The following is a 19,690-nucleotide window of genomic DNA, read 5'->3' as shown; positions in this document are numbered from 1 at the left end:
GTAGTAGCTCTCGCCAGGCAGCGCAAGGACTCTATGCGCTTTGATTATGATCTTGTCATGGTTGCGGCCAGCCCCGTCGCCCTCGAGGTTGCCTATCGGTATGCCCCTGTTGGCCGCATTGGCCTAGTACTGCCGCCCCCAGAACCCCAGTGGCAGTGGCAATGGCAGCGCTGGTGGTTATCTGTGGCTCCACCCTCGCGTTTAGATGCGGCCAGTTGGCAACGGTTTCAGGGCATGGTTCAGCAGGGACAGCGCCTCTATGCGCCAACGGTCTTGAACCTATCAGGGATAGATGTCCTCAGCGGCACCGGTAAGTTTGTCTGGCAGCCCCAGTGTCATTTCCAAATTGGACAGGATAGGCTGTACGCACGGGGCTATCTTTTGGTGGATGCGCCACCTGCTATGCTGCCCACCACGCCGGTTATGCAGGGCACGGGGGTCGAGATTGCTGAGGCTCTGGCTTGGCAATCGTGGTCTGGGGACTGTTCCCATCAAGCGTGGCACGTCGGTGGCGATCGCCTCGTTCCCACCGAAGACCCGTGGTTTAACGATCGCCTGCAGGCGGCCTTAGAAGCCCTAGGGATCACGGTTCAGCTGCAGTGTGGCAGATCTACACCACGGCTCCCCCCCGCCCTCGCTCCCCTCAACCTTGAGCCCCTCAACACCGATCGCCATGGCTGGTTGCTGCTAAATCGTTACGGGCGCACCAGTCACCCACAAATTTACGCCTGTGGTGCGTGGCACAAGGGGTACACCTTACCGTCGTTGACGGCCGCCGAAGCGGGGGCGATCGCCGCCAACCTGCTGTTGGGGCACCCGTCTCCCCTTCAGTACCGCTGTCAGCCGTGGTGGCTGCCGATTCCGACCCCCCTAGCACGGGTGGGATGGAACCACCGCCAAGCGCAGCGACAATGGGGGCCAACCGTACAGGTACAGACCATTCACTACCCCGCTGACGACCCCAATTGGGGAGAGATGATCCTAGGGAGCAACGGCAAACTTCTGGGGGTGACCCTCCAAGGCACCGCAGCGATTGCCGCCAGTCGCGTTTTTGGCCTGTGCCTCCAGCAGGGGTTAAGCGCCATGGCCAGCTTGGAGTACACTGGCTGGAGTATCCCGTAAAATAGCCGCCAGCCCTTCGCGGTACGAGGGGTAGCGCAACGTTACTCCCAGCACTTGCTTGATTTTGTCATTGCGCACCCGCCGCGACTCCTGCCAAAAGGAGAGCGCCATCGGGCTAAGATCGGCTTGGTCGAGGGGAATTGCCGCAGGCGCAGGACGACCCAACAGACGGTAGGCTTCTAGCAGCACCGGCAGGGATTCCGACGGCTGATCATCGCTGAGGTTATAGATTGCGTGGGGAGTGGGGGACTCTAGCGATCGCTCTAGGGTTTGGACAATATCATCCACATGAATACGGCAAAAGTAGTGGCCGGGCTTATCAATAAGCTGCACCTTCCCCTCAAGGATGCGACTAATGGCATTACGGCCGGCGCCTGGGCCATAAATTCCCGGGAGCCGGAAAATATGCGTCGGCAGATCCGCGTTGAGAAATGCCTGCTCAATGGCGACCCGCTGGCGCGATCGCCGGTTCTGGGGGTTTACCGGCGTCGTTTCATCGACCCAATTGCCTTGGCGATCGCCATAGACCCCCGTTGTTGAGAGATAACCAAACCACACCAATCCCTGACGTTCTAGGCGTGGCAGCAGCCTCTTGAGAACTGCATCCTCGCCTTGGCGATCCGGGGGAATACTAGACAGAACATGGGTCACCCCCTCTAACGCTGCCGGATCAAGGGGAGTTCGCTCACCATCGAAGGGGTAGCAGGGCACATCCGCCAGTTCCGGTGGCCTTACCCCAGTACGATTGGTCACAACCACCTCAACCCCCCTAGAGCGGAGCGATCGCCCCAGCCGCGCTCCCGTATAGCCACAGCCGAGAATCAGCAGCCGCATCCTTGCTTACTCCTGCGAGGGAGTCGCTGGTGCCTCCACCAAACGAACCTTGGTTGCCAAGCCCAACGCCTGCAATAGACGAATAGTTAACCACGTCAGATCAATTTCCCACCACTGCAAGCCATGGCGAGCAGAGTACTGGTAAGCGTGGTGATTATTGTGCCAGCCTTCGCCAAAGGTGAGCAAGGCAACCCACCAGCAGTTTGTGGAGTAATCAGAGGTCTCAAACGTGCGGTAACCAAAGGTATGGGTGGCACTATTCACCAACCATGTTGTGTGATACACCGTAACCAAACGCACAAAAATCCCCCACACCACAAACGGCCAGCCGCCCCATAGGTAGAGTACCACAGCCAGAACCAATTGAATTGGCAGGAAATATTTATCTAAGAACTGATACACTGGGTCATCGGCAATATCCTTGGTGAAGCGAGGAATTTCTGCCTCTGCTGGCACTTGGTGAAACATCCACTCAATGTGGCTCCACCAAAAGCCTTTACGGGAATCGTGGTGATCGTTAGGCTGATCGGAGTAGAGGTGATGATGGCGGTGTAAGCCCACCCACCAGATGGGTCCCCCTTCCATTGAGAGCGTTCCGCAAAATACCAAGACGTACTCGAGCCATTTGGGAACTTGAAAGCTGCGGTGGGTTACCAACCGATGCCAACCAAGGGTAATACCAATCCCAGCGGTTAGCCAATGCAAAACAAAGGCCAGCAGCACCGCCGACCAACTAAACATCCCGGGCACAAAGGCCAGCAACGCACCCAGATGGACAAAAATGATAAAAGAGGCTGTAGGCCATGCAAAAGGCGGTTTAGCAACGGTTGCTTGGGTCATGAATTTTTCCGTAAACACTGTAGCCATTACACGTGTCACCCCCATCCAGCCCTAGGCACCAGAGAGGACACGACTACCATCAGACTTTAACATAGGCGGTTCCCACTAAGTATCTTTGCTTAGGAGGCGATGCGGACAGCTTGGGCAGGCGTTGCTAAATAGTTGCCAAATAGTTGCTAAATAGACGTATAACTTTCGGGTTTGAGTCTTTTGCCGCCCTCACCCTAGCCCTCTCCCAACGGAGAGGGAACAAGACTCTTAGCTCCCTTCTCCCTGGGGAGAAGGGTTGGGGATGAGGGCAATTCATAGCCACATTCAGCAACACCCTTGGGCACTTGCTAACTCGACAAAATTAATTCCCATTCCTCAAGAAGCGTATCAATACTACTATCGGAGTGGCTGGCTGGCTCTGGCGGCGTGGAGTTGGTCTCTAGTTGCTCTGTAGTGTCTGGAAAGAGGGCGTCGCTCTCCTGTGCTGGCACAGATGAAGGTGGGGTCAAGTAAATCTCACGGACATCGCTGGGGAGGCGATCGCCCAGCATATCTAACCCCTGCTCTAGGTGCTGCTGAAGTTCTGCGAGGCTAACCGTTTCCCCTTGGACTTCCAGATACGCCCGTACTCGCTCTAAACTCCAATGGAAGGTTTGGGTAGTCACCAACACCAAGCGGGTGAGAGCAGGCAAATACGCAAGGCTGGCCTCAAGATAGCACCAGAGGGGGGGAGGGGCATCCTTCAGAGTATAGGTAATGTACTCGATACCCGGCAGATCTTCTTGAATCAGTGTGGCAGTACGATTGACAATCCAGTTGCGCAGCGATGCAGCTTCTTCGTCACCAACCCTAATTCCCGTCGGCGTGAATTCTACGAGATCAAGACTAAAAAAGAGGGTATGCCACATTTTGGCAAAGAGGTAATCAACCTGTACAGGCGATTTCCCATGGTGTTGCAAGACACTGTAAACCAAGGGAGCGTAGCGACAGTAGAGCGCAATGAAGTAGCAGCCGCGATCGCGCTCATCCTGAAACCCATGAATCAATGCCTCATCTGACCACTCTAAAAGAGGTTGAATGAGGGGGTGTTGCCGCTCCGTCATCATCGGGAAGGAAAGTACCTTGATCATCTCACTGCCCTTGAACCAGATAGTTCGCTCTACGGCGTTGGCAACTGTCCTATGCAGGTTCTCGCTAGCTGGTAGGGGGAGTGCCGACCTCAGTATTCTAGGTATTCTAGTCATTGACCGCCTGTGGTGAAACCCAGGGATTGGAACCCATGATATGACTGGCGATCGCCCCCGTTTTTCCCTCAACCCAACCCTCAAGTATGCGGGTGTGCTGCGGCAGGTGGCACCGGAAATGGCGCAGTTTTGGCTCTCACAACAGGAACCAACAATTATGGGGCGCGATCCGGAGACCTGTCACATTGTCCTTGACTCCCAACTCTACACATCGGTCTCTCGCCACCATGCTCAGTTTAACTGTGCTACGCCTGCCCCCAACAGAATTCCCCAATGGTCAATTGTGGATCTAGGCAGCGTGAACGGCACCTACGTCAACCAACAACGGATCGAGCAGGAGACGCTCCTGAAGGCGGGCGATCGCATTCAGTTAGGTCGCCAAGGCCCTGAATTTGTGTTGGAATACTTGCCCCTCACCGATGTGGTCAGCACCACTCCCGATCAGCAACTGACCCTCACCCAACTGCTGCCTATTTTCGCCATTCATCCCGACTGGGTGCGCAAAGCCTACCTTGTCCCCGGAATTGTTACGGTCATTGCCGTCATCCTGCTCTTTGCGGCTGCGGGTAACCCCAATGCCTTTAAGGTGATTTTGGCGCTGTACCTAGGTAGTGCCGCCTATTACTTCATCTATCAACTATGTGGCAAACGCAAGCCGTGGTGGGTACTCTTAGCCAGTCTGACCCTTGAGATTTTGATCCTGCAAAGTCCAATCTTGCCCGCCATGATCTATGTGTTTCGCACCGTGCTGCCTGGCCAACTTCGCCCCCCTGATCCCTCCTTTTGGGTGTTGCTGGGGCATAATTTTATTGGCGCAGGACTCATGGAAGAATTGCTCAAAGCGATGCCCATTGCTGTGGCCTATGGCGTGGGGCGCTGGTTACCCAGTCCGTGGCAACAAAAGATTGGGGTCTGGGAGCCATTGGATGGCATTCTTTTGGGAGCCGCCTCAGGGCTGGGCTTTACCTGGATGGAAACCCTCGGACACTATGTGCCCGGGATTGCAGGGCAGTTTGGGGATCTAGCAGGCTTACAAGTCCTTATTCCGCGGGTGTTGGGATCCCTGACCGGCCACATGGCCTACACCGGCTACTTGGGCTACTGCATTGGCTTGAGTGTACTGCGCCCTCGCTATGCGCTGCTCATTGTGATCGTGGGGCTGGGGCTATCTGCGTTTTTGCACGCTCTCTGGAATGCCTCTGCGGCTAGTTTTGGCCCCATGGGGTTAGCCGTGGTTGGAATTTTGGCCTATCTATTTTTAACCGCAGCCATTCTCAAGGCACGACAACTCTCACCAACGCGATCGCAAAACTTTGCTACCCGCTTCTACGGCCATCGCTGACCCAGCCTTGAGCCTAGATTGAGATATTCTAGACATATTCAGTGGTTGGCGTGCCAACTGCAGGGCTACCAAAAGCCCGCTCCGTACCGCTTAGCAGTCGGAGTCGGATAGTTTACACTAATTGCTGCCATCCCAACCCTGCGAGAGCGTGATTGCGCCGCAGGGGGCGGGTCACCAGCTCCAGAATATCGCGGGCATTGCCAAAGCCGTGGATCTGGGCAAAGGTAAACTCCACTGACCACTTGGTACTAATCCCCCGCGCTTCGAGGGGGTTAGCGTGCGCCATCCCCGTAATCACTAGATCCGGTTGCAGAGCCTTAATGCGTTGCAGTTGGTTATAGTTATCGGGCTTTTCAACGATGGTGGGCAGGGGATGATCCATCGCAGCACAGGTTTGGCTGAGCAGGCTCAACTCTGCCGCTTGGTAGCGCTTATCCATGTAGGGAATGCCAATTTCGTGCACCCGCATCCCACAGCGAATCAAAAACCGTGCTAGGGAAATTTCTAAGAGATTATCCCCCATGAAAAAGACTGACTTGCCGCGCACAAGTTCGAGATAATCTGCCAGTTTTTCCCAAGTTTGGGCTTCGCGCTCCGCCAGTCCTTGGGGTTCGATGCCAAAGGTGGTACAGAGGGCTTCCACCCATGCCCGCGTGCCATCGGGACCAATGGGGAAGGGGGCATTAATAAGGTTGCACTTGCGGCGGCGCATCAAGGTTGTGGCTGTACGGCTTAAAAAGGGATTCACCCCAGCCACGTAGTAGCCCTCACCCACCACAGGCAGCTCGGTGTAGCGTTTGCTGGGGAGCCAGCCCGACACTTGAATCCCCTGTTTTTTTAGCTCTAGGGTCAGTTGGGTCACAACGGGATCCGGCAGCGAGCCGAAGAGAACCAAGGGAGGATGATCGTGATACTGGCTTGCCTCCGCTTGCACCTCTTCTTTTTTCTTGCCAAAGTTCAGCAAGCGTTGAATGGGGTTGTGCTCTTCGGTATTGGTGACGGCGGTGGGCGTGGGGCAGCGGGCAGCCATGGCGGCTAAAACGGTGTCTTCCCCTTGGGTAAAGGCATAGTCTAAACCGTTGGCTCGGGCAACCACAATGGGAATGCCAATTTCTGCCTCTAGTTTGGGAGCCAGTCCCTCTAGATCCATCTTGATAATTTCGGTGGTGCAGGTGCCAATCCAGACAATGACGCTGGGGTTGCGATCGCGCTTAATTTGCAGGCACAGTCGCTTTAGCTCTTCGTAATCGTTGAGCTGTGCTGAAATATCGCCTTCTTCGAGTTCCGCCATGGCATAACGCGGCTCGGCAAAAATCATCACCCCCATGGCATTTTGCAAGAAGTAGCCACAGGTTTTAGTACCAATTACCAAAAAGAAGCTATCTTCAATTTTTTGGTACAGCCACGCCACACAACTAATGGGGCAGAACGTGTGGTAGTTTCCGGTTTCGCACTCAACGTTCAGAGCATTGGGAGCAGTGGTGGTCATGGCAGGGGTCTCCAGCGAGGTAATTAGGGTTGACGATGTTGCAGGGCACCCTCAGCGTGTTCTTCAGCACGATTACTGACAAAGGGCTTAGGGGGCAGTAATCGCGGTTCGGGCGTCACTGGCACAGAGTTGTCGCCATTGGCTAGTGCTTCATCGGGATTGAAGTTCAGGCCAAGGGCAGAAATAATGCGGTCGGGATCATTACTCAGTTCGACAATCACAGGCAAGGCATCCGACAGGCGTGGCTCTAGGGCACTTAAGACCCCCAAAATAAAGCTGGAGGACGGCCGCCGCTGACCACGGTAGTTACTCCAAATCGCGAGACGGACAATCCAAGGTCGATTTTCTTGGTAGTAGGCCAGCCACTTGCTGCGCACCGTTTGCCGTAATTGCTCAGGATTCATGATCACTCCATTGAATCGGGTTCCGTGGAGTATTCTAGGGGAGTTTTAAACCGTTAGGAGTTGGCGATCGCCTGCCGGTGTGGCCGTTGTCGGATTCAAATAGAAATCTGACAGCAGCGCAAAGAGATCGCGATCGGGGGCATCCTTAGGTACAACCCCTTCTGGCTGTGCCAATACCTGATCCGCAATATTCAAGTAGTAATCGCACACTGGGTTAAGGCTAGGATCTTGTTCGGCCATCTCAAACAGGGTTTTGCCCTTGACCCGCGATACCCGGATATCCTCAATCAGGGGCAGCACTTCGAGGATCGGCATCGGCACCGCTTCCACATACTTTTCAATGAGATCCCGCTTGCTGGTGCGGTTGCCAATCAGCCCCGCTAGGCGCAAGGGATGAGTCCGGGCTTTTTCCCGGACTGAGGCAGCAATACGATTGGCCGCAAACAGAGCATCGAAGCCATTATCAGTGACAATCAGGCAGTAGTCCGCATAGTTCAGGGGGGCAGCAAACCCACCACAGACAACATCCCCTAGCACATCAAAGAGAATGACATCGTACTCGTCAAAGGCATTCAGTTCCTTGAGCAACTTTACCGTTTCACCCACCACATAACCGCCACAGCCTGCCCCAGCGGGCGGCCCACCCGCTTCGACGCAGTCTACACCGCCGTAGCCTTTGTGGATCACATCTTCGGGCCAGACATCTTCGTAGTGATAGTCCTTGGCTTGAAGGGTGTCAATGATCGTGGGAATCAAAAACCCCGTAAGGGTAAAGGTACTGTCGTGCTTAGGATCACAGCCGATTTGCAGGACTTTTTTGCCCCGCCGAGCTAATGCTACCGAGATGTTGCAACTGGTCGTGGATTTGCCAATGCCACCTTTACCATAAACTGCGAGCTTCAAGGTTTGCCTCCCTGTGATGATTGGAGTAACGCGATGACCTATTGCTATTCTCAGGGGCATTGCTGGACATGGGGAGAGGGAGCATAAAATATTTTTTCTGTAATAAATTCTAGTTAATAATTAAAAAAATCTAAGAATTACTATTGGCTCTTAAATTCTGATAAAAGCCATAGAAATTTTATAAGGTTCGAAAAAGCTATTTTTTTATTTATCTTTTATATAAAAAGTATAAAAATATAAAAAGCTCTTTTGCAGGTGGGACTGCTCACTTTCCATGTCAGGAGCAGTGTTCATTCCCTCCCTACGAGTCGATCGCCAAGGATGTCGTACCCCAAAAAATAGGGGGGCGATCGCCCCCAAGATCTGGATCGCCTAGAAACGGTCGTGAACCCCTAAAGGGCAGACGTATTGTAAAAAATAATTACAGTTACTGAAAGTAAAATTTTTGTTACGATTAGGGGTAGCTCCAGTGGTTTGATTGGGGGAAGAATACCAATGGAAACGCTTGCCCGATAACAACTTGCTAGAATTTGAGGGCAGGCCATGATGCTAAGGTGGCCTTAGACTTACTGTTGACACTGCTCCAAATAAATGGCCAATGGACAACTCCGCCATGAGTGACAACCCTTACGAAAAGCTCCAAGTTTCAGAAGATGCTTCCTTTGAGCAAATCAAGGAAGCACGGGATGCGTTAATCGCCACCCATCCGGGGGACGAGCGGCAGCGCACAGAAATTGAAGCTGCCTACGATGCCATTTTGATGGATCGCTTGCGCCAGCGACAGGAAGGCAAAATCAAAGTACCAGAGCGCATCCGCTATGCCGAGCGACTGGCCGAGTCAGCACCGGCCAAAATCAATCGTATTAGCACTCACCCTGCACTGAAGTGGTGGCAGCAACAGTTGGATATGCCATCCTTGCGCGGCATCGTAATTACATCGGCAGTCTACGCTGCTCTGATGGCGATCGGTATCTCTCAAGCGAATCCAGATACAATCGCGCTGGTGCTCTCCCTAGGCGTTGGCTTTAACCTTGTGTGGTTACAGCGCAAAGAACAGCGGCTGGGTCGCGCCTTTTTACTCACATTGATTGCCCTCATCGTTGGTGCTGTGGTAGCCGTTGGTATCTATCACCTTGGCGTCCTAGGAGTACTCTTGAGCGTCGATCAAACCGTTGGGTTAGGCGTATTTATGACCTTTTGGCTCACCAGCAATTTTTTGCGCTAATTGCGAATTTGGATCGGCATGACAAGGTAAGTCATCTGGGTCTCGCCAAGGGGACGCAGAATGGCAGGTTGGGTGCTGCTGTTCAGTTGCAGTTGCACCTCGGTGCTGTCCATCACTTTTAGCCCATCAAGCAAGTACTTAACGTTGAAGGCAATATCAATGGAGTCCCCAGAAATTTGCGCAGGTAGATCCTCTTTGCCTTCTCCGAGCTGGGGGGCTTCGGCAGACAGATTCAGTTGTTGCTCGCTGGCATTAATACTGATTTTGACGACATTATTTTTTTGAGCCGCGAGAATGGCGATGCGCTCAAGGGCATTGCTCAGGGCGAGGCGATCCACTGTCACTTGTCGCTCAAAGGTTTTGGGGATGAGTTGGCGATAGTTGGGATATTGGCCTTCAAGGAGGCGACTGGTAATGCGGGCATCGGTACCAATATCAAAGACCACTTGGGTGGGGTCACAGCGGAGCATAATCTCGCTATCTTGCTTAGACATGAGTCTCTCTAGGTCTTTGAGAGATTTGGCAGGGATAGTGATGGGGGAAAGAGCGGTGGGGATGGGCTGCTCGGTGAGGGTAACCGCAAGACGATGACCATCGGTGGCGGCAAATTCAAGGCGATCGATTTCAAAGGTGACGTGCAACCCAGTGAGGATTTGTTTGCTTTCATCCGCACTGGCAGCAAAGAGGGTGCTGTGCAACCCTTCCCGGAGGGTGTTAGCAGGGAGAGTAATGGGGGGGATGTCGTCCAGATTAGGGAGAGCGGGAAATTCTTCGGCACTCATACCTTGAATTTCAAAGTGACCGGTGCCATAGTCGAGAATGACGCGGGTGTCTTCGGCGGTGATTTCAATATCCCGATTGGGCATCCGAGACACCATCTCACTAAACAGTTTGGCGGAGACGGTGATAGCCCCGCTCACTTTAACCTCAGCATCTAGCCAAATCTGCATACCAAGGCTAAGGTCAAAGACGGAAAGACCAAGACGACCACCTTCAGCTTGGAGCAGAATGTTGGCCAGTATGGGGTGGGAAGGATTGCTGGGGGCAACTCGACTCAGGGGAGCCAGTTTACTACTGAGGGCAGTCTGTGAACAAACAACTTTCATCTAAATCTCCAAGGTACCCCAAGATAGGGCGGGACAGGATTGGTACGGTAGCATGAGTCGCTAATACATTTCAACATAGTCGCTGGATTCTATCCTTGGGAACGAGGGTGTTTGGGCAACGTTCACCACGGCCATTTGGGGTTAGTTCTCTGCCAGTAAACGCATAAGAACAAGTGGGTAGGCAGACAGTAAAACGACACTTGCGCCCCTATGCAGATAGCCCTTGTAGGATGCGAGGGCGATGACTAATGCGAACGCCCCCAGCATGACGATGAGCGGCACGTGCAATAGGCTAGCATCCACAATGTTTAAGGGTCGGGCGATCGCCGCTACCCCTAGCGTCATTGTTACGTTGTAAGTAAAAGACCCGACAACCCCGGCAACAGCGGCTTCTGTTACACCTCGCCGTGCGGTTGACCAAGCTAGAATCACCAATTCAAAGGCGGTTGCAAACCCAACGAGAGAGAGTGCTAATTTGATTTGGGTCGTTTCAATTTGGCTGATTTGGCGTACAGCCTCCACAATGAGGATCGAGCCTGCAACCATGGCAAGCACCCCAGCCACCACAACCCATACCTCTTGGCTGACTCGCTGCCGCATACCGTTTGCCTGCTCAGTTGCAAATTCCTCTAACGCTTCTTCTAGCTCTGCAGTTTCGCCCAACGCGGGTGGCCTACGTTCAACCCACCAGATGATGGCAACATAAAGAATGTACAGCCCAATTAAGAACAGCCCCTCAAGACGACTAATCTCTCCGTTCCAAATAAACCCAGTTGCAATGACAGCAATGGGTACCCCTACCAAGGCGTAGGCCATCACCCGCTTGCTAAATGGTAGCGGTGCAATCCACGCCCCGACTCCCAACGCTACTAAACAGATAGCGATATTCGCCCCTACTACATCGCCAAATGCGATCGCCGGCACCTCCTTGAGGGAGGCCGCAACTGCCGTAGCAAGCTCTTCAGGTTCTGCACCAGCTAACAGTAACGCCAAGGCAAAGGAACTCACGCGCAATCGCACAGCAGCAGCACCCAAGTGTTCAGCGAAAGCTTCGGCTCCCCAAACAATTAAAGCAACACCAAGGATGATCAGCAGTCCCCAGAGGATAGTCACAGAAAACCTCCGAGAAGCCCCGCACCTTCAGGTCGGGGAGGGACAGGAGCGGCAATTGAGAGGGGTTCAATACCCCCGAAATTGCCAGGTTTAGTACGCTTGTTTTTCATAGTCACGGGTGAGAATATAAGAGGATGAAACAAACTCTGACACTAGTTTGCAAACTTGCAACCACACCCGAACAAAATGCCAAGATTGAGGCATTGCTTCAGGCGTTTGCTGCTGCTTGCAACTATGCCAATGAGCGAGTCAAACCCAAAACAACCAGCAAAACAACGATTCAGTCGTTGGTCTATAACGACCTGCGAGAACAGTTTGGGTTGAGTGCTAATCAGGCAGTCAGGGTTTGTGCCAGGGTTGGGGCGAATCGAAAAACAGCCAAAGTGAAGGGCAAACCTGTCAAAGCGTTTCGTCCAACTTCGGCAGACTACGATGCCCGAATCTTCTCTTTTCGGGAGAAGGATTGGACAGTTAGCCTGACCCTGCTGGGATGTAGAGAACACATCAAACTGGAAATAGGACACTACCAGCGCGGCCAGCTGAAGGGGTGTAAACCCACTTCGGCTCAACTGTGCAAGCACAGAGATGGAAGATACTACATCCACATTCAACTGAGCGACGAAGCTCCTGAACCCATTCGGTCGGACAAGGGGATTGGCGTTGATTTCGGTCGGCGTGAAATCGCTAAAACTAGTACCGATCAAGGTTGGGATGCTAAGCAGTTGAATCAAGTCCGAGATCATTTCGCCAAAGTGAGAGCATCGCTCCAGCAAAAAGCCTCGAAGGGCACACGGTCGAGTCGGCGTAGATGCCGACAAGTCCTGCAACGGCTGTCGGGGAGGGAGAGACGTTTTCAGCGATGGCTCAATCATTCCATCAGTGCATCCATCATTCGTGAAGCAAAACAACTCCATGCCATTGTTGCTATCGAGGATTTGACAGGCATTCGAGATAGAATCAACCAGCAACCGAGAAACACGACCGAGCGGAGACGGTCTAACAGTTGGGCGTTCTATCAGTTGCGACAATTCTTGGAATACAAGGGTATCAAGGAAGGAGTTGAGGTGGTTGCTGTACCMCCTGCCTATACCAGTCAAACCTGCCATTGTTGCTTGCATATTGGGCTGAGAACTGAAAAAAAGTTCAAGTGTGGGCATTGCGGATGGATTGGTGATGCAGACCTAAATGGAGCAATCAATATTGCGCTTTTGGGGCAGTCCGTAACGCTGCCTGGAGGCTCCTGGCTGGCTTGCGAGATAGCCGGAGGGCTACAGAAAGCCTCGCCCTTCTAGGGCGGGGAAGTTTACAGTAGAGATAGAGCCTTAGCCCATAGTGGGGTCGGGAGGTTTTGATGAATGTGGATCGCCGACTAATGCGGGCTGTTGAAACCCTTGGCTACCGTGTCACTGCCGGGGATGTGGCAGCGGCGGTGGGGTTGCCACTCCAGGAGGCAGAAAGGGGTCTCCTTGCCTTGGCAGGGGAGGTCGGCGGTACGCTGCAAGTTGCTGAAAGTGGCGATATTGCCTACGTGCTGCCCCCCAACTTTCGCAGTATTTTGCAGGCAAAGTATTGGCAACTGCAACTCCATGCACTGTGGCAGCGGGTCTGGGGGGTGCTGTTTTATCTTATTCGCATCTCCTTTGGTATTTTCCTCGTGGTGTCTATTGTCCTGATTTTCTTGGCGATCGCCATTATTCTCATTGCCTTAGCAACCCAAGGCCGCAATAGTGACGATAGCAATGGCGAGGGTGGTTCATGGGGTGGTGGCAGCATTCGTTGGTGGGTTTTTCCGGACTTTTGGTTTTTCTTTGGGGATACCTCCTCGCGACGGCGATCGCCGGTGTCCAGCAGCGCAACGAGAGGGCGCAGCAGAGATGACAGCGAAGAGATGAACTTCTTTGAAGGGGTCTATTCGTTTTTATTTGGGGACGGTAACCCCAATGCCGATCTTGAGGAGCGCCGCTGGCAACTGATTGGTCAAGTTATTCGCCAACATCAAGGAGCCGTCATAGCGGAGCAGATTGCCCCCTACCTTGATCTCGGCGATCGCCCCAGCGATGACGAGTCTTTTATGATTCCGGTGCTCAGCCACTTCAATGGCCGCCCCGAGGTAACTGAAACGGGTCAAATTATCTACCGGTTTCCTGATCTGCAAACCACCGCAGGGCAACGGCGGCGGCCTCAGCCCTCCTTACCCCCCATCCTAGAGGAACACCTCTGGCGGTTTAGTCGTGCACCGGCGTGGCAAATTATGGTGGCGATTGGCCTTGGCTGTGTCAACCTCATTGGTGCCCTTATGCTCTGGTACCTGCTGGGGGATGGCGAGATTGCCCAAGAGTTAGGGGGGCTAGTGGCCTTTGTTGCCTCTATTTTTTGGGTGTTACTGGGGTATGGCCTTGGCTTTCTGGGAATTCCCCTAGGACGGTATTACTGGTTACTGTGGCAAAATCAGCGCATTCGCGATCGCAATSCCCGCCGCTATCGCTATGCAGCAATTTTGGCGAACCCCAGCACCGAGGTGCAAGCCAAACTGAGAGCGGCTCAAGCCTACGCCCAAGAGAGACAGGTTGATGAGGACAACCTTGCCTACCGCTCTGATCAAGATCTTCTTGAGCAGGAACTCGCACAATCAGAGAGAATTGATCGCGACTGGCAGCGGCGGCTCAAATCGGAGTAAGCCATGGGCACAGCACAGCACTCGCTGCGGCAAGCAGCCGCCATGGGGGATCTGGGGGCAGTGCAGACCCTACTCACCCAAGCGTTGGCTCCGAAGGGGATTCAGGTTGAGGTGCAGCACAAAAGCCAGTGTTTATACTTGGGGTTACTGTGTCCAGCACCGGTGCCCGCGGCGATCGCCCTGACGCTGTTGAGCCGCGAACTGGTGCAGTGGCCCACCTACCCAACCTTTAGTGCCATTGTTAGCGCCTACCATCAGGACGCTCTGCTGTGGGAAACGTCCCTTGACCTCACTAGCTGCAGTCGCCTACAGAAGGTGGCTCAGGGCGACCTCCTGCGCACTGCCTCACCACAACCGTCTCCAGCCCCTCCCCTAGCCGTGAGCAAGGTGAGTCTGCCTGGGCAAGACCTCACTAGCAACGACTGGCAGGTGATTGTGGCAGGGRTCGGTCTGGCGCTACTGGTGCTCAGTTCCGAGCGGGTCACCTTTTTGTTGAGTCCATTAATCACGCTGGTGCATGAACTGGGGCACGCATTCACCGCATGGCTGTTTGGCTATCCGGCTATTCCTGCCTTTGATTTTCGCTACGGCGGTGGCGTGACGCTGCATGGCGATCGCGTCGGTTTTTTAGTGGTGCTGCTTTACGCTGGGTTAGCAGGCTTGGCCTACTACTGTCGCCACCATCGGCCGCTATTGATCGCCCTTGGCGTATTGACCGCAATCTACACTCTTTTTGCCCTGAGTCCCATTCACGAGATGCTCTTTGTAGCGATGGGGCACGGCTTTGAACTCCTATTTGCGATGATTTTTCTCTACCGTGCGCTGAGCGGCTGGGGGTGTCGCTACGCCATTGAGCGCCCCCTTTATGCCATGCTGGGCTTTTTTATTGTGCTATTTAATATGCGCTTTGCGTGGCAGTTGCAGTTCAACGATGTGTTTCGGGAACTCTACCTCATGGGCAAAGGGGGAATTGATCACGACTTGGTGCGCCTAGCGCGGGATTTTTTCCATACGGATTTAGCCACTGTGGTTGGCCTGTATGGCTTCTTGGTCATTCTCACCCCTGTTGTTCCCTTTGTGCTCTACCACTATCGATCGCAGCGCTTTCCTTAAGACACCGAGAAGGTGAGACCTGCCATGAATCGCAACACGGCCTGCCTCAGGATTGGGATTGATCGCAGAGCCAGCAAACCACCGCGACGGAGCAGGACCAGGGGGAGCCAATCATTGGAAAAGAGACGATTCAGAAGGTCGGTGAAGGCCAAGGTCAGGCTGTTTTGCCAAAACCGCTGCCGCTGAAACTGCCGCAGTTGAGGGTAGCTGCCAATGTCTTGGGGGGCGATCGCCTGTAGTTGTGCTGCCAATGCCCAGACATCTCGCAAGCCTAAGTTTAAGCCCTGCCCTCCCACCGGATGACAGCGGTGCGCCGCATCGCCAATGACCACGCAGCGATCGCCCACGTAGGAATTCACCTGCATCAGTTGGGTGGGAAAGATAAATCGCTCACTCACGCCAGTGATCTCTGCCATAGCGAGGTCAAGGTAAGGCCGCAACCGCTCTAAAAAGGCAGCATCCTCCAGCGCCAGAACCGCCGCCGCCATCTCATGGGGCAGCGTCCAGACCACACGGTAGCGATCGCCCGGCAAAGGCAACACCCCCAGCGGGCCGGTGGGCCAAAAGCGCTCGTAGGCCAGGACGGGTTGGGGATGGACAACGTTGAGGGTGGCCACAACGCAGGATTGAGGGTAATGCCAGCCCCACGGTTTCAGACCCATTTGCTCCCGCACAGCAGATTTACCTCCATCCGCCGCCACAATCAACCGGGCGCTGAGGTGAGCCACCTGTGGCTGAGCCAAGTCAGCACTCACTAGGGTTAACTGAGCGCGATCGCCCCCCCCTTGAGTTTCTATCACTCGCCATGGACAATAGACCACCACATTGCTGGCCGCCTTGAGCGTCGCCTGTAGCGTGTCCACCAGCACAGCATGCTCGGCCACATAACCAATGACCTCCGTGCCTAAATCCTGCGGGTCAAAACGCACTGTCTGGGAAAAGGTACCATCCGAAAGTTGTACCTGCTCAAAGGGCTGAATCCGAGGGGCTAAAGCCTCCCAGACCCCAATCTCACGAAAAAACTGTCGCGACACCTGATGCAGCGCGTAGGCTTGCCCCTTGGCGATCGCCCCGGCGGTGGGCACCGCTTCAATTACGGCGACCTTAAGAGCGCTCTGGCGCAGGGCACAGGCTAAACTAAGGCCAACCACTCCCCCCCCAACAATCGCCACATCCACCGGCGGTAATTGGCAGGGAACGGCTGGAGCACAGGGGTCGAACGGCAGAAACGAAGAGGTCATCACAGGAGTTTGGGTGCAATAAGGCAACTGAGCAGTTCCATTTGGATTTTAACGCGCTCTCCTGAGCCACAGGAATTTCGGGGTCGGCCATTCCTGCGTAACGTTTTGTAAATATAATAATAAAAAGCTTTTCACGATCGCCCCAAAGCTGGGTTAACAAACAGTAGGGTCAAACAAGGATAGCGTCATTCATGCGAGTTGCAATTGCTGGTGGGGGTCTAGCAGGATTAGCCTGCGCCAAGTACTTAGTTGATGCGGGGCACACCCCCATTATTTTTGAACGTGCCGCTGTGCTGGGGGGGTTGGTGGCAGCATGGCAAGATGCCGATGGCGACTGGGTAGAAACAGGGCTACACGCCTTCTTTGGGGCGTATCCCAACATGTTGCAACTGCTTGAAGAATTAGGCATTAGTGATCGCCTGCAATGGAAGCGGCACGCCTTGATTTTCAATCAGCCGGAAAATCCCGAAGTGCTCTCGTGGTTTGATGTTCCCGATCTGCCTTCCCCCATCAACGTGCTGCTTTCAATCCTGCGCAATAACGATATGCTGACGTGGGAGCAAAAACTGCGCTTTGCCTTGGGTCTGTGGCCAGCCATTGTGCGGGGGCAAAAATATGTTGAAGCTATGGATAAATACACCCTCCTCGAGTGGCTAGAGCGCCAAGGCATTGATGAGCGGGTGAACTCGGATATTTTCATTGCCGCCTCAAAAGCCCTGACCTTTATTAACCCCGATGAGGTCTCTGCCACCATTCCCCTCACGGCCATGAACCGCTTTTTGCGGGAACGCTATGGCTCGAAAATCGCCTTTTTGGATGGCGCACCCCCTGAGCGGCTGTGTCAGCCTATTGTGGAGTACATCACGGCACGGGGTGGCGAAGTGCACACCAATGTTGCCCTGCGGGAGATTGTGCTCAAAGAGGATCTCTCCGTTCAGTGCTTTGTCATGGCGGATTCCGAAAGTCAACGCCGCTTTKAGGTAACTGCCGATGCCTACGTTTCAGCCCTCTCGGTGGATGCCATCAAGCTACTGCTGCCGAAACCTTGGCAAGAGCTACCCTTTTTCCAAAAACTGAACGGCTTGGAAGGGGTACCCGTGATCAACGTACAAATTTGGTTTGACCGCAAGCTGCCGACGGTCGATCACCTCCTCTTTTCGCGATCGCCCCTGCTGAGTGTGTATGCCGACATGAGTGAAACCTGCAAAGGCTATGCCGACCCCGATAAATCCATGCTGGAGTTAGTGCTAGCCCCCGCCGCCGAGTGGATTGGTCGCCCCGATGCAGAGATTATTGAAGCGACACTTGCTGAACTGGCAAAATTATTTCCAAATCACCTGCCGGAACCTGCTAAAGTGCTGAAAGCGGCGGTTGTGAAAACCCCCCSCTCGGTTTACAAAGCAACCCCCGGTCGCCAAGCCTTCCGTCCCGATCAGGTCACCCCCATTCCCAACTTCTTTCTATCCGGCAGCTATACAATGCAGCCCTACTTGGGGAGTATGGAAGGGGCGGTACTTTCTGGTAAGCTGGCAGCGCAGGCGATCGCCCAGCAGCCCCCTATGCCCTCTACTCAGACTGTCGCCAATGCTGCAACTGCCTAGAGCCGAGTACGCCCCCCCCTTGATTCCCCTTGACGAAGCCTACGAGCTGTGCCGCCAAGTCACAGCCACCTACGCCAAAACGTTTTACCTCGGCACGCTCCTGATGCCCTTGGCAAAGCGGCGTGCCATTTGGGCGATTTACGTTTGGTGTCGGCGCACGGATGAACTGGTGGATGGTCCGCAGGCAGCCACCACCACCATGGCCACCTTAGATGACTGGGAAGCCCGCCTCGAGGATATTTTTGCCGGGCGACCCCACGATGCGATGGATTTGGCCTTAACCGCCACCTTGGAACAGTTTCCCCTCGATATCCAGCCCTTTCGGGATATGATTGCCGGTCAGCGGATGGACTTGCACCGCAGCCGCTACGAAACCTTTGCCGAGCTAGAACTGTACTGCTATCGCGTGGCTGGCACCGTTGGCTTAATGTCCCTTGAGGTGATGGGGGGGAACCCCTTTAGCGATCGCCTCTGCGCGCCATGGGTCGATCCCTACCATGCTAAGGGCACCCTCAAGGATCAGGCCATTGCCCTAGGCATTGCCAACCAACTCACGAATATTTTGCGGGATGTTGGCGAGGACATGCGGCGGGGGCGTATCTATCTGCCCCTTGAAGACCTGCACGCCTTTAATTACAGCGAAGCCGATCTGCAGCGAGGCGTGATCGACGATCGCTGGCGTGCCCTCATGCAATTCCAGATTCAGCGGGCGCGGGAATTTTACCGTGAAGCAGAGGTGGGCGTGGCCTACCTTGAGCGCGATGCCCGCTGGCCGGTGTGGTCTGCCCTGATGCTCTATCGCGAAATTTTGGATGTCATTGAGCGCAATGGCTACGATGTGTTTAATCGCCGCGCCTTTGTCTCGGATCTGCGCAAAACCTTTTTTATTCCCCTCTCTTGGCTGAAGGCCACGTTCTAGGGGCTATGGCAGACCTCTATATCAACTGGGACGACTACCATCGCACCATTGAGCAGTTGGCGATCGCCATCCACGACTCTGGCTGGCAGTTTAATCAAGTGCTTTGCCTAGCTAAGGGGGGGCTACGGGTCGGGGATATTCTCAGCCGCCTATTTCGGCAGCCCCTAGCCATTCTGGCGGTATCCTCCTACAGAGGAGTGCATAACCAAGAACGGGGGCGCATCACCTTTGGCCATGACCTAACCATGACCACCGCCAACCTTGGCAGCCATGTGCTCCTAGTCGATGACTTGGTTGATTCCGGCGTGTCACTGAAAAAGACGCTACGCTGGCTCGACGTAAAGTACGGCTTTGCAATTGAAGAGATTCGTACTGCAGTACTGTGGTACAAGGCCGCCTCCTGTATCACGCCCGACTATTATGTGCACTACCTACCGGACAATCCGTGGATTCATCAGCCCTTTGAGCGCTACGAACAGTTGAGTGTGACCGATTTAGCCGCAACCTTTAGCCCCTGTCCATGACC

Annotated in this window: 18 protein-coding genes; 9 read left to right on the top strand and 9 right to left on the bottom strand. The window is 54.2% G+C overall.

The window, feature by feature from the left end:
• Nucleotides 1–33: 33 nt before the first annotated feature.
• Nucleotides 34–1,122 (top strand): hypothetical protein, encoded by a 1,089-nt coding sequence (locus L5470_RS03470; RefSeq protein ID WP_499498176.1) that lies wholly within the window; start codon nt 34–36, stop codon nt 1,120–1,122.
• Here the strand turns inward: L5470_RS03470 and L5470_RS03465 are convergent.
• From L5470_RS03465 to L5470_RS03455, 3 genes are all read right to left on the bottom strand, one after another.
• Nucleotides 1,075–1,956, bottom strand: a complete 882-nt coding sequence (locus L5470_RS03465) for an SDR family oxidoreductase (RefSeq protein ID WP_499498174.1) — start codon at nt 1,954–1,956, stop codon at nt 1,075–1,077. The two genes, L5470_RS03470 and L5470_RS03465, sit on opposite strands and share 48 nt — an antisense overlap.
• A 6-nt stretch (nt 1,957–1,962) precedes the next feature.
• Nucleotides 1,963–2,796, bottom strand: coding sequence for an acyl-CoA desaturase (locus L5470_RS03460; RefSeq protein ID WP_198406232.1), 834 nt, complete (start codon nt 2,794–2,796; stop codon nt 1,963–1,965).
• A 338-nt stretch (nt 2,797–3,134) separates the two neighbouring features.
• Nucleotides 3,135–3,917, bottom strand: a complete 783-nt coding sequence (locus L5470_RS03455) for a hypothetical protein (RefSeq protein ID WP_099798745.1) — start codon at nt 3,915–3,917, stop codon at nt 3,135–3,137.
• Nucleotides 3,918–4,071: 154 nt separating this feature from the next.
• Between L5470_RS03455 and L5470_RS03450 the strand changes: the two genes are divergently transcribed.
• Complete coding sequence (locus L5470_RS03450; protein ID WP_499498171.1) at nt 4,072–5,373, top strand: PrsW family glutamic-type intramembrane protease; 1,302 nt, start codon at nt 4,072–4,074, stop codon at nt 5,371–5,373.
• A gap of 112 nt (nt 5,374–5,485) precedes the next feature.
• On the opposite strand, the gene L5470_RS03445 is transcribed toward L5470_RS03450, so the two are convergent.
• The 3 genes from L5470_RS03445 to bchL are packed head-to-tail and all read right to left on the bottom strand — an operon-like array spanning nt 5,486 to nt 8,169.
• On the bottom strand, nt 5,486–6,862 hold the full coding sequence (locus L5470_RS03445) for a ferredoxin:protochlorophyllide reductase (ATP-dependent) subunit N (RefSeq protein WP_499498169.1): 1,377 nt from the start codon (nt 6,860–6,862) through the stop codon (nt 5,486–5,488).
• Nucleotides 6,863–6,885: 23 nt separating this feature from the next.
• The gene (locus L5470_RS03440; RefSeq protein ID WP_099798748.1) at nt 6,886–7,266 is read right to left on the bottom strand and encodes a DUF5331 domain-containing protein; all 381 of its coding nucleotides are present in this window, start codon (nt 7,264–7,266) and stop codon (nt 6,886–6,888) included.
• A gap of 45 nt (nt 7,267–7,311) precedes the next feature.
• The gene (gene bchL / locus L5470_RS03435; RefSeq protein ID WP_499498167.1) at nt 7,312–8,169 is read right to left on the bottom strand and encodes a ferredoxin:protochlorophyllide reductase (ATP-dependent) iron-sulfur ATP-binding protein; all 858 of its coding nucleotides are present in this window, start codon (nt 8,167–8,169) and stop codon (nt 7,312–7,314) included.
• A gap of 613 nt (nt 8,170–8,782) precedes the next feature.
• Here bchL and L5470_RS03430 point away from each other — a divergent pair.
• The gene (locus L5470_RS03430; RefSeq protein WP_499498165.1) at nt 8,783–9,394 is read left to right on the top strand and encodes a CPP1-like family protein; all 612 of its coding nucleotides are present in this window, start codon (nt 8,783–8,785) and stop codon (nt 9,392–9,394) included.
• On the opposite strand, the gene dnaN is transcribed toward L5470_RS03430, so the two are convergent.
• Both dnaN and L5470_RS03420 read right to left on the bottom strand, forming a co-directional pair.
• On the bottom strand, nt 9,391–10,500 hold the full coding sequence (gene dnaN, locus L5470_RS03425) for a DNA polymerase III subunit beta (protein WP_099798751.1): 1,110 nt from the start codon (nt 10,498–10,500) through the stop codon (nt 9,391–9,393). The genes L5470_RS03430 and dnaN overlap by 4 nt on opposite strands.
• Nucleotides 10,501–10,641: 141 nt before the next feature.
• The gene (locus tag L5470_RS03420; RefSeq protein WP_099798752.1) at nt 10,642–11,613 is read right to left on the bottom strand and encodes a sodium:calcium antiporter; all 972 of its coding nucleotides are present in this window, start codon (nt 11,611–11,613) and stop codon (nt 10,642–10,644) included.
• A 134-nt stretch (nt 11,614–11,747) separates the two neighbouring features.
• Here L5470_RS03420 and L5470_RS03415 point away from each other — a divergent pair, with 134 nt between their 5' ends.
• The 3 genes from L5470_RS03415 (at nt 11,748) to L5470_RS03405 (ending at nt 15,403) form a co-directional block, all read left to right on the top strand.
• Entirely contained in the window at nt 11,748–12,905 is a 1,158-nt protein-coding gene (locus tag L5470_RS03415) for an RNA-guided endonuclease InsQ/TnpB family protein (RefSeq protein ID WP_499498162.1), read from the top strand.
• Between the two features lie 80 nt (nt 12,906–12,985).
• A complete protein-coding gene (locus tag L5470_RS03410) occupies nt 12,986–14,290 on the top strand; it encodes a hypothetical protein (protein ID WP_499498160.1) in 1,305 nt (434 codons plus the stop codon).
• 3 nt (nt 14,291–14,293) lie between these two features.
• Nucleotides 14,294–15,403, top strand: coding sequence for a zinc metalloprotease (locus L5470_RS03405; RefSeq protein WP_499498158.1), 1,110 nt, complete (start codon nt 14,294–14,296; stop codon nt 15,401–15,403).
• On the opposite strand, the gene L5470_RS03400 is transcribed toward L5470_RS03405, so the two are convergent.
• A complete protein-coding gene (locus L5470_RS03400) occupies nt 15,400–16,644 on the bottom strand; it encodes an FAD-dependent hydroxylase (RefSeq protein WP_499498336.1) in 1,245 nt (414 codons plus the stop codon). The genes L5470_RS03405 and L5470_RS03400 overlap by 4 nt on opposite strands.
• Nucleotides 16,645–16,835: 191 nt before the next feature.
• On the opposite strand from L5470_RS03400, the gene pds reads away from it, so the two are divergent.
• The 3 genes from pds to L5470_RS03385 are packed head-to-tail and all read left to right on the top strand — an operon-like array spanning nt 16,836 to nt 19,688.
• Nucleotides 16,836–18,245 (top strand): 15-cis-phytoene desaturase, encoded by a 1,410-nt coding sequence (gene pds / locus L5470_RS03395; protein WP_499498156.1) that lies wholly within the window; start codon nt 16,836–16,838, stop codon nt 18,243–18,245.
• Entirely contained in the window at nt 18,229–19,164 is a 936-nt protein-coding gene (locus L5470_RS03390; RefSeq protein WP_448527070.1) for a phytoene synthase, read from the top strand. Before pds ends, L5470_RS03390 begins: the two co-directional genes overlap by 17 nt.
• 5 nt (nt 19,165–19,169) lie before the next feature.
• Entirely contained in the window at nt 19,170–19,688 is a 519-nt protein-coding gene (locus L5470_RS03385; protein WP_448527071.1) for a phosphoribosyltransferase, read from the top strand.
• Nucleotides 19,689–19,690: the final 2 nt, after the last annotated feature.

The sequence above is a fragment of the Synechococcus sp. PCC 6717 genome (assembly GCF_022698185.1).
In the GTDB taxonomy this organism is placed as follows: Bacteria; Cyanobacteriota; Cyanobacteriia; order Thermosynechococcales; family Thermosynechococcaceae; genus Thermosynechococcus; species Thermosynechococcus lividus.
The sequence above is the reverse complement of the archived record's forward strand: the minus strand, read 5'-3'. Positions and strand labels throughout refer to the sequence as shown.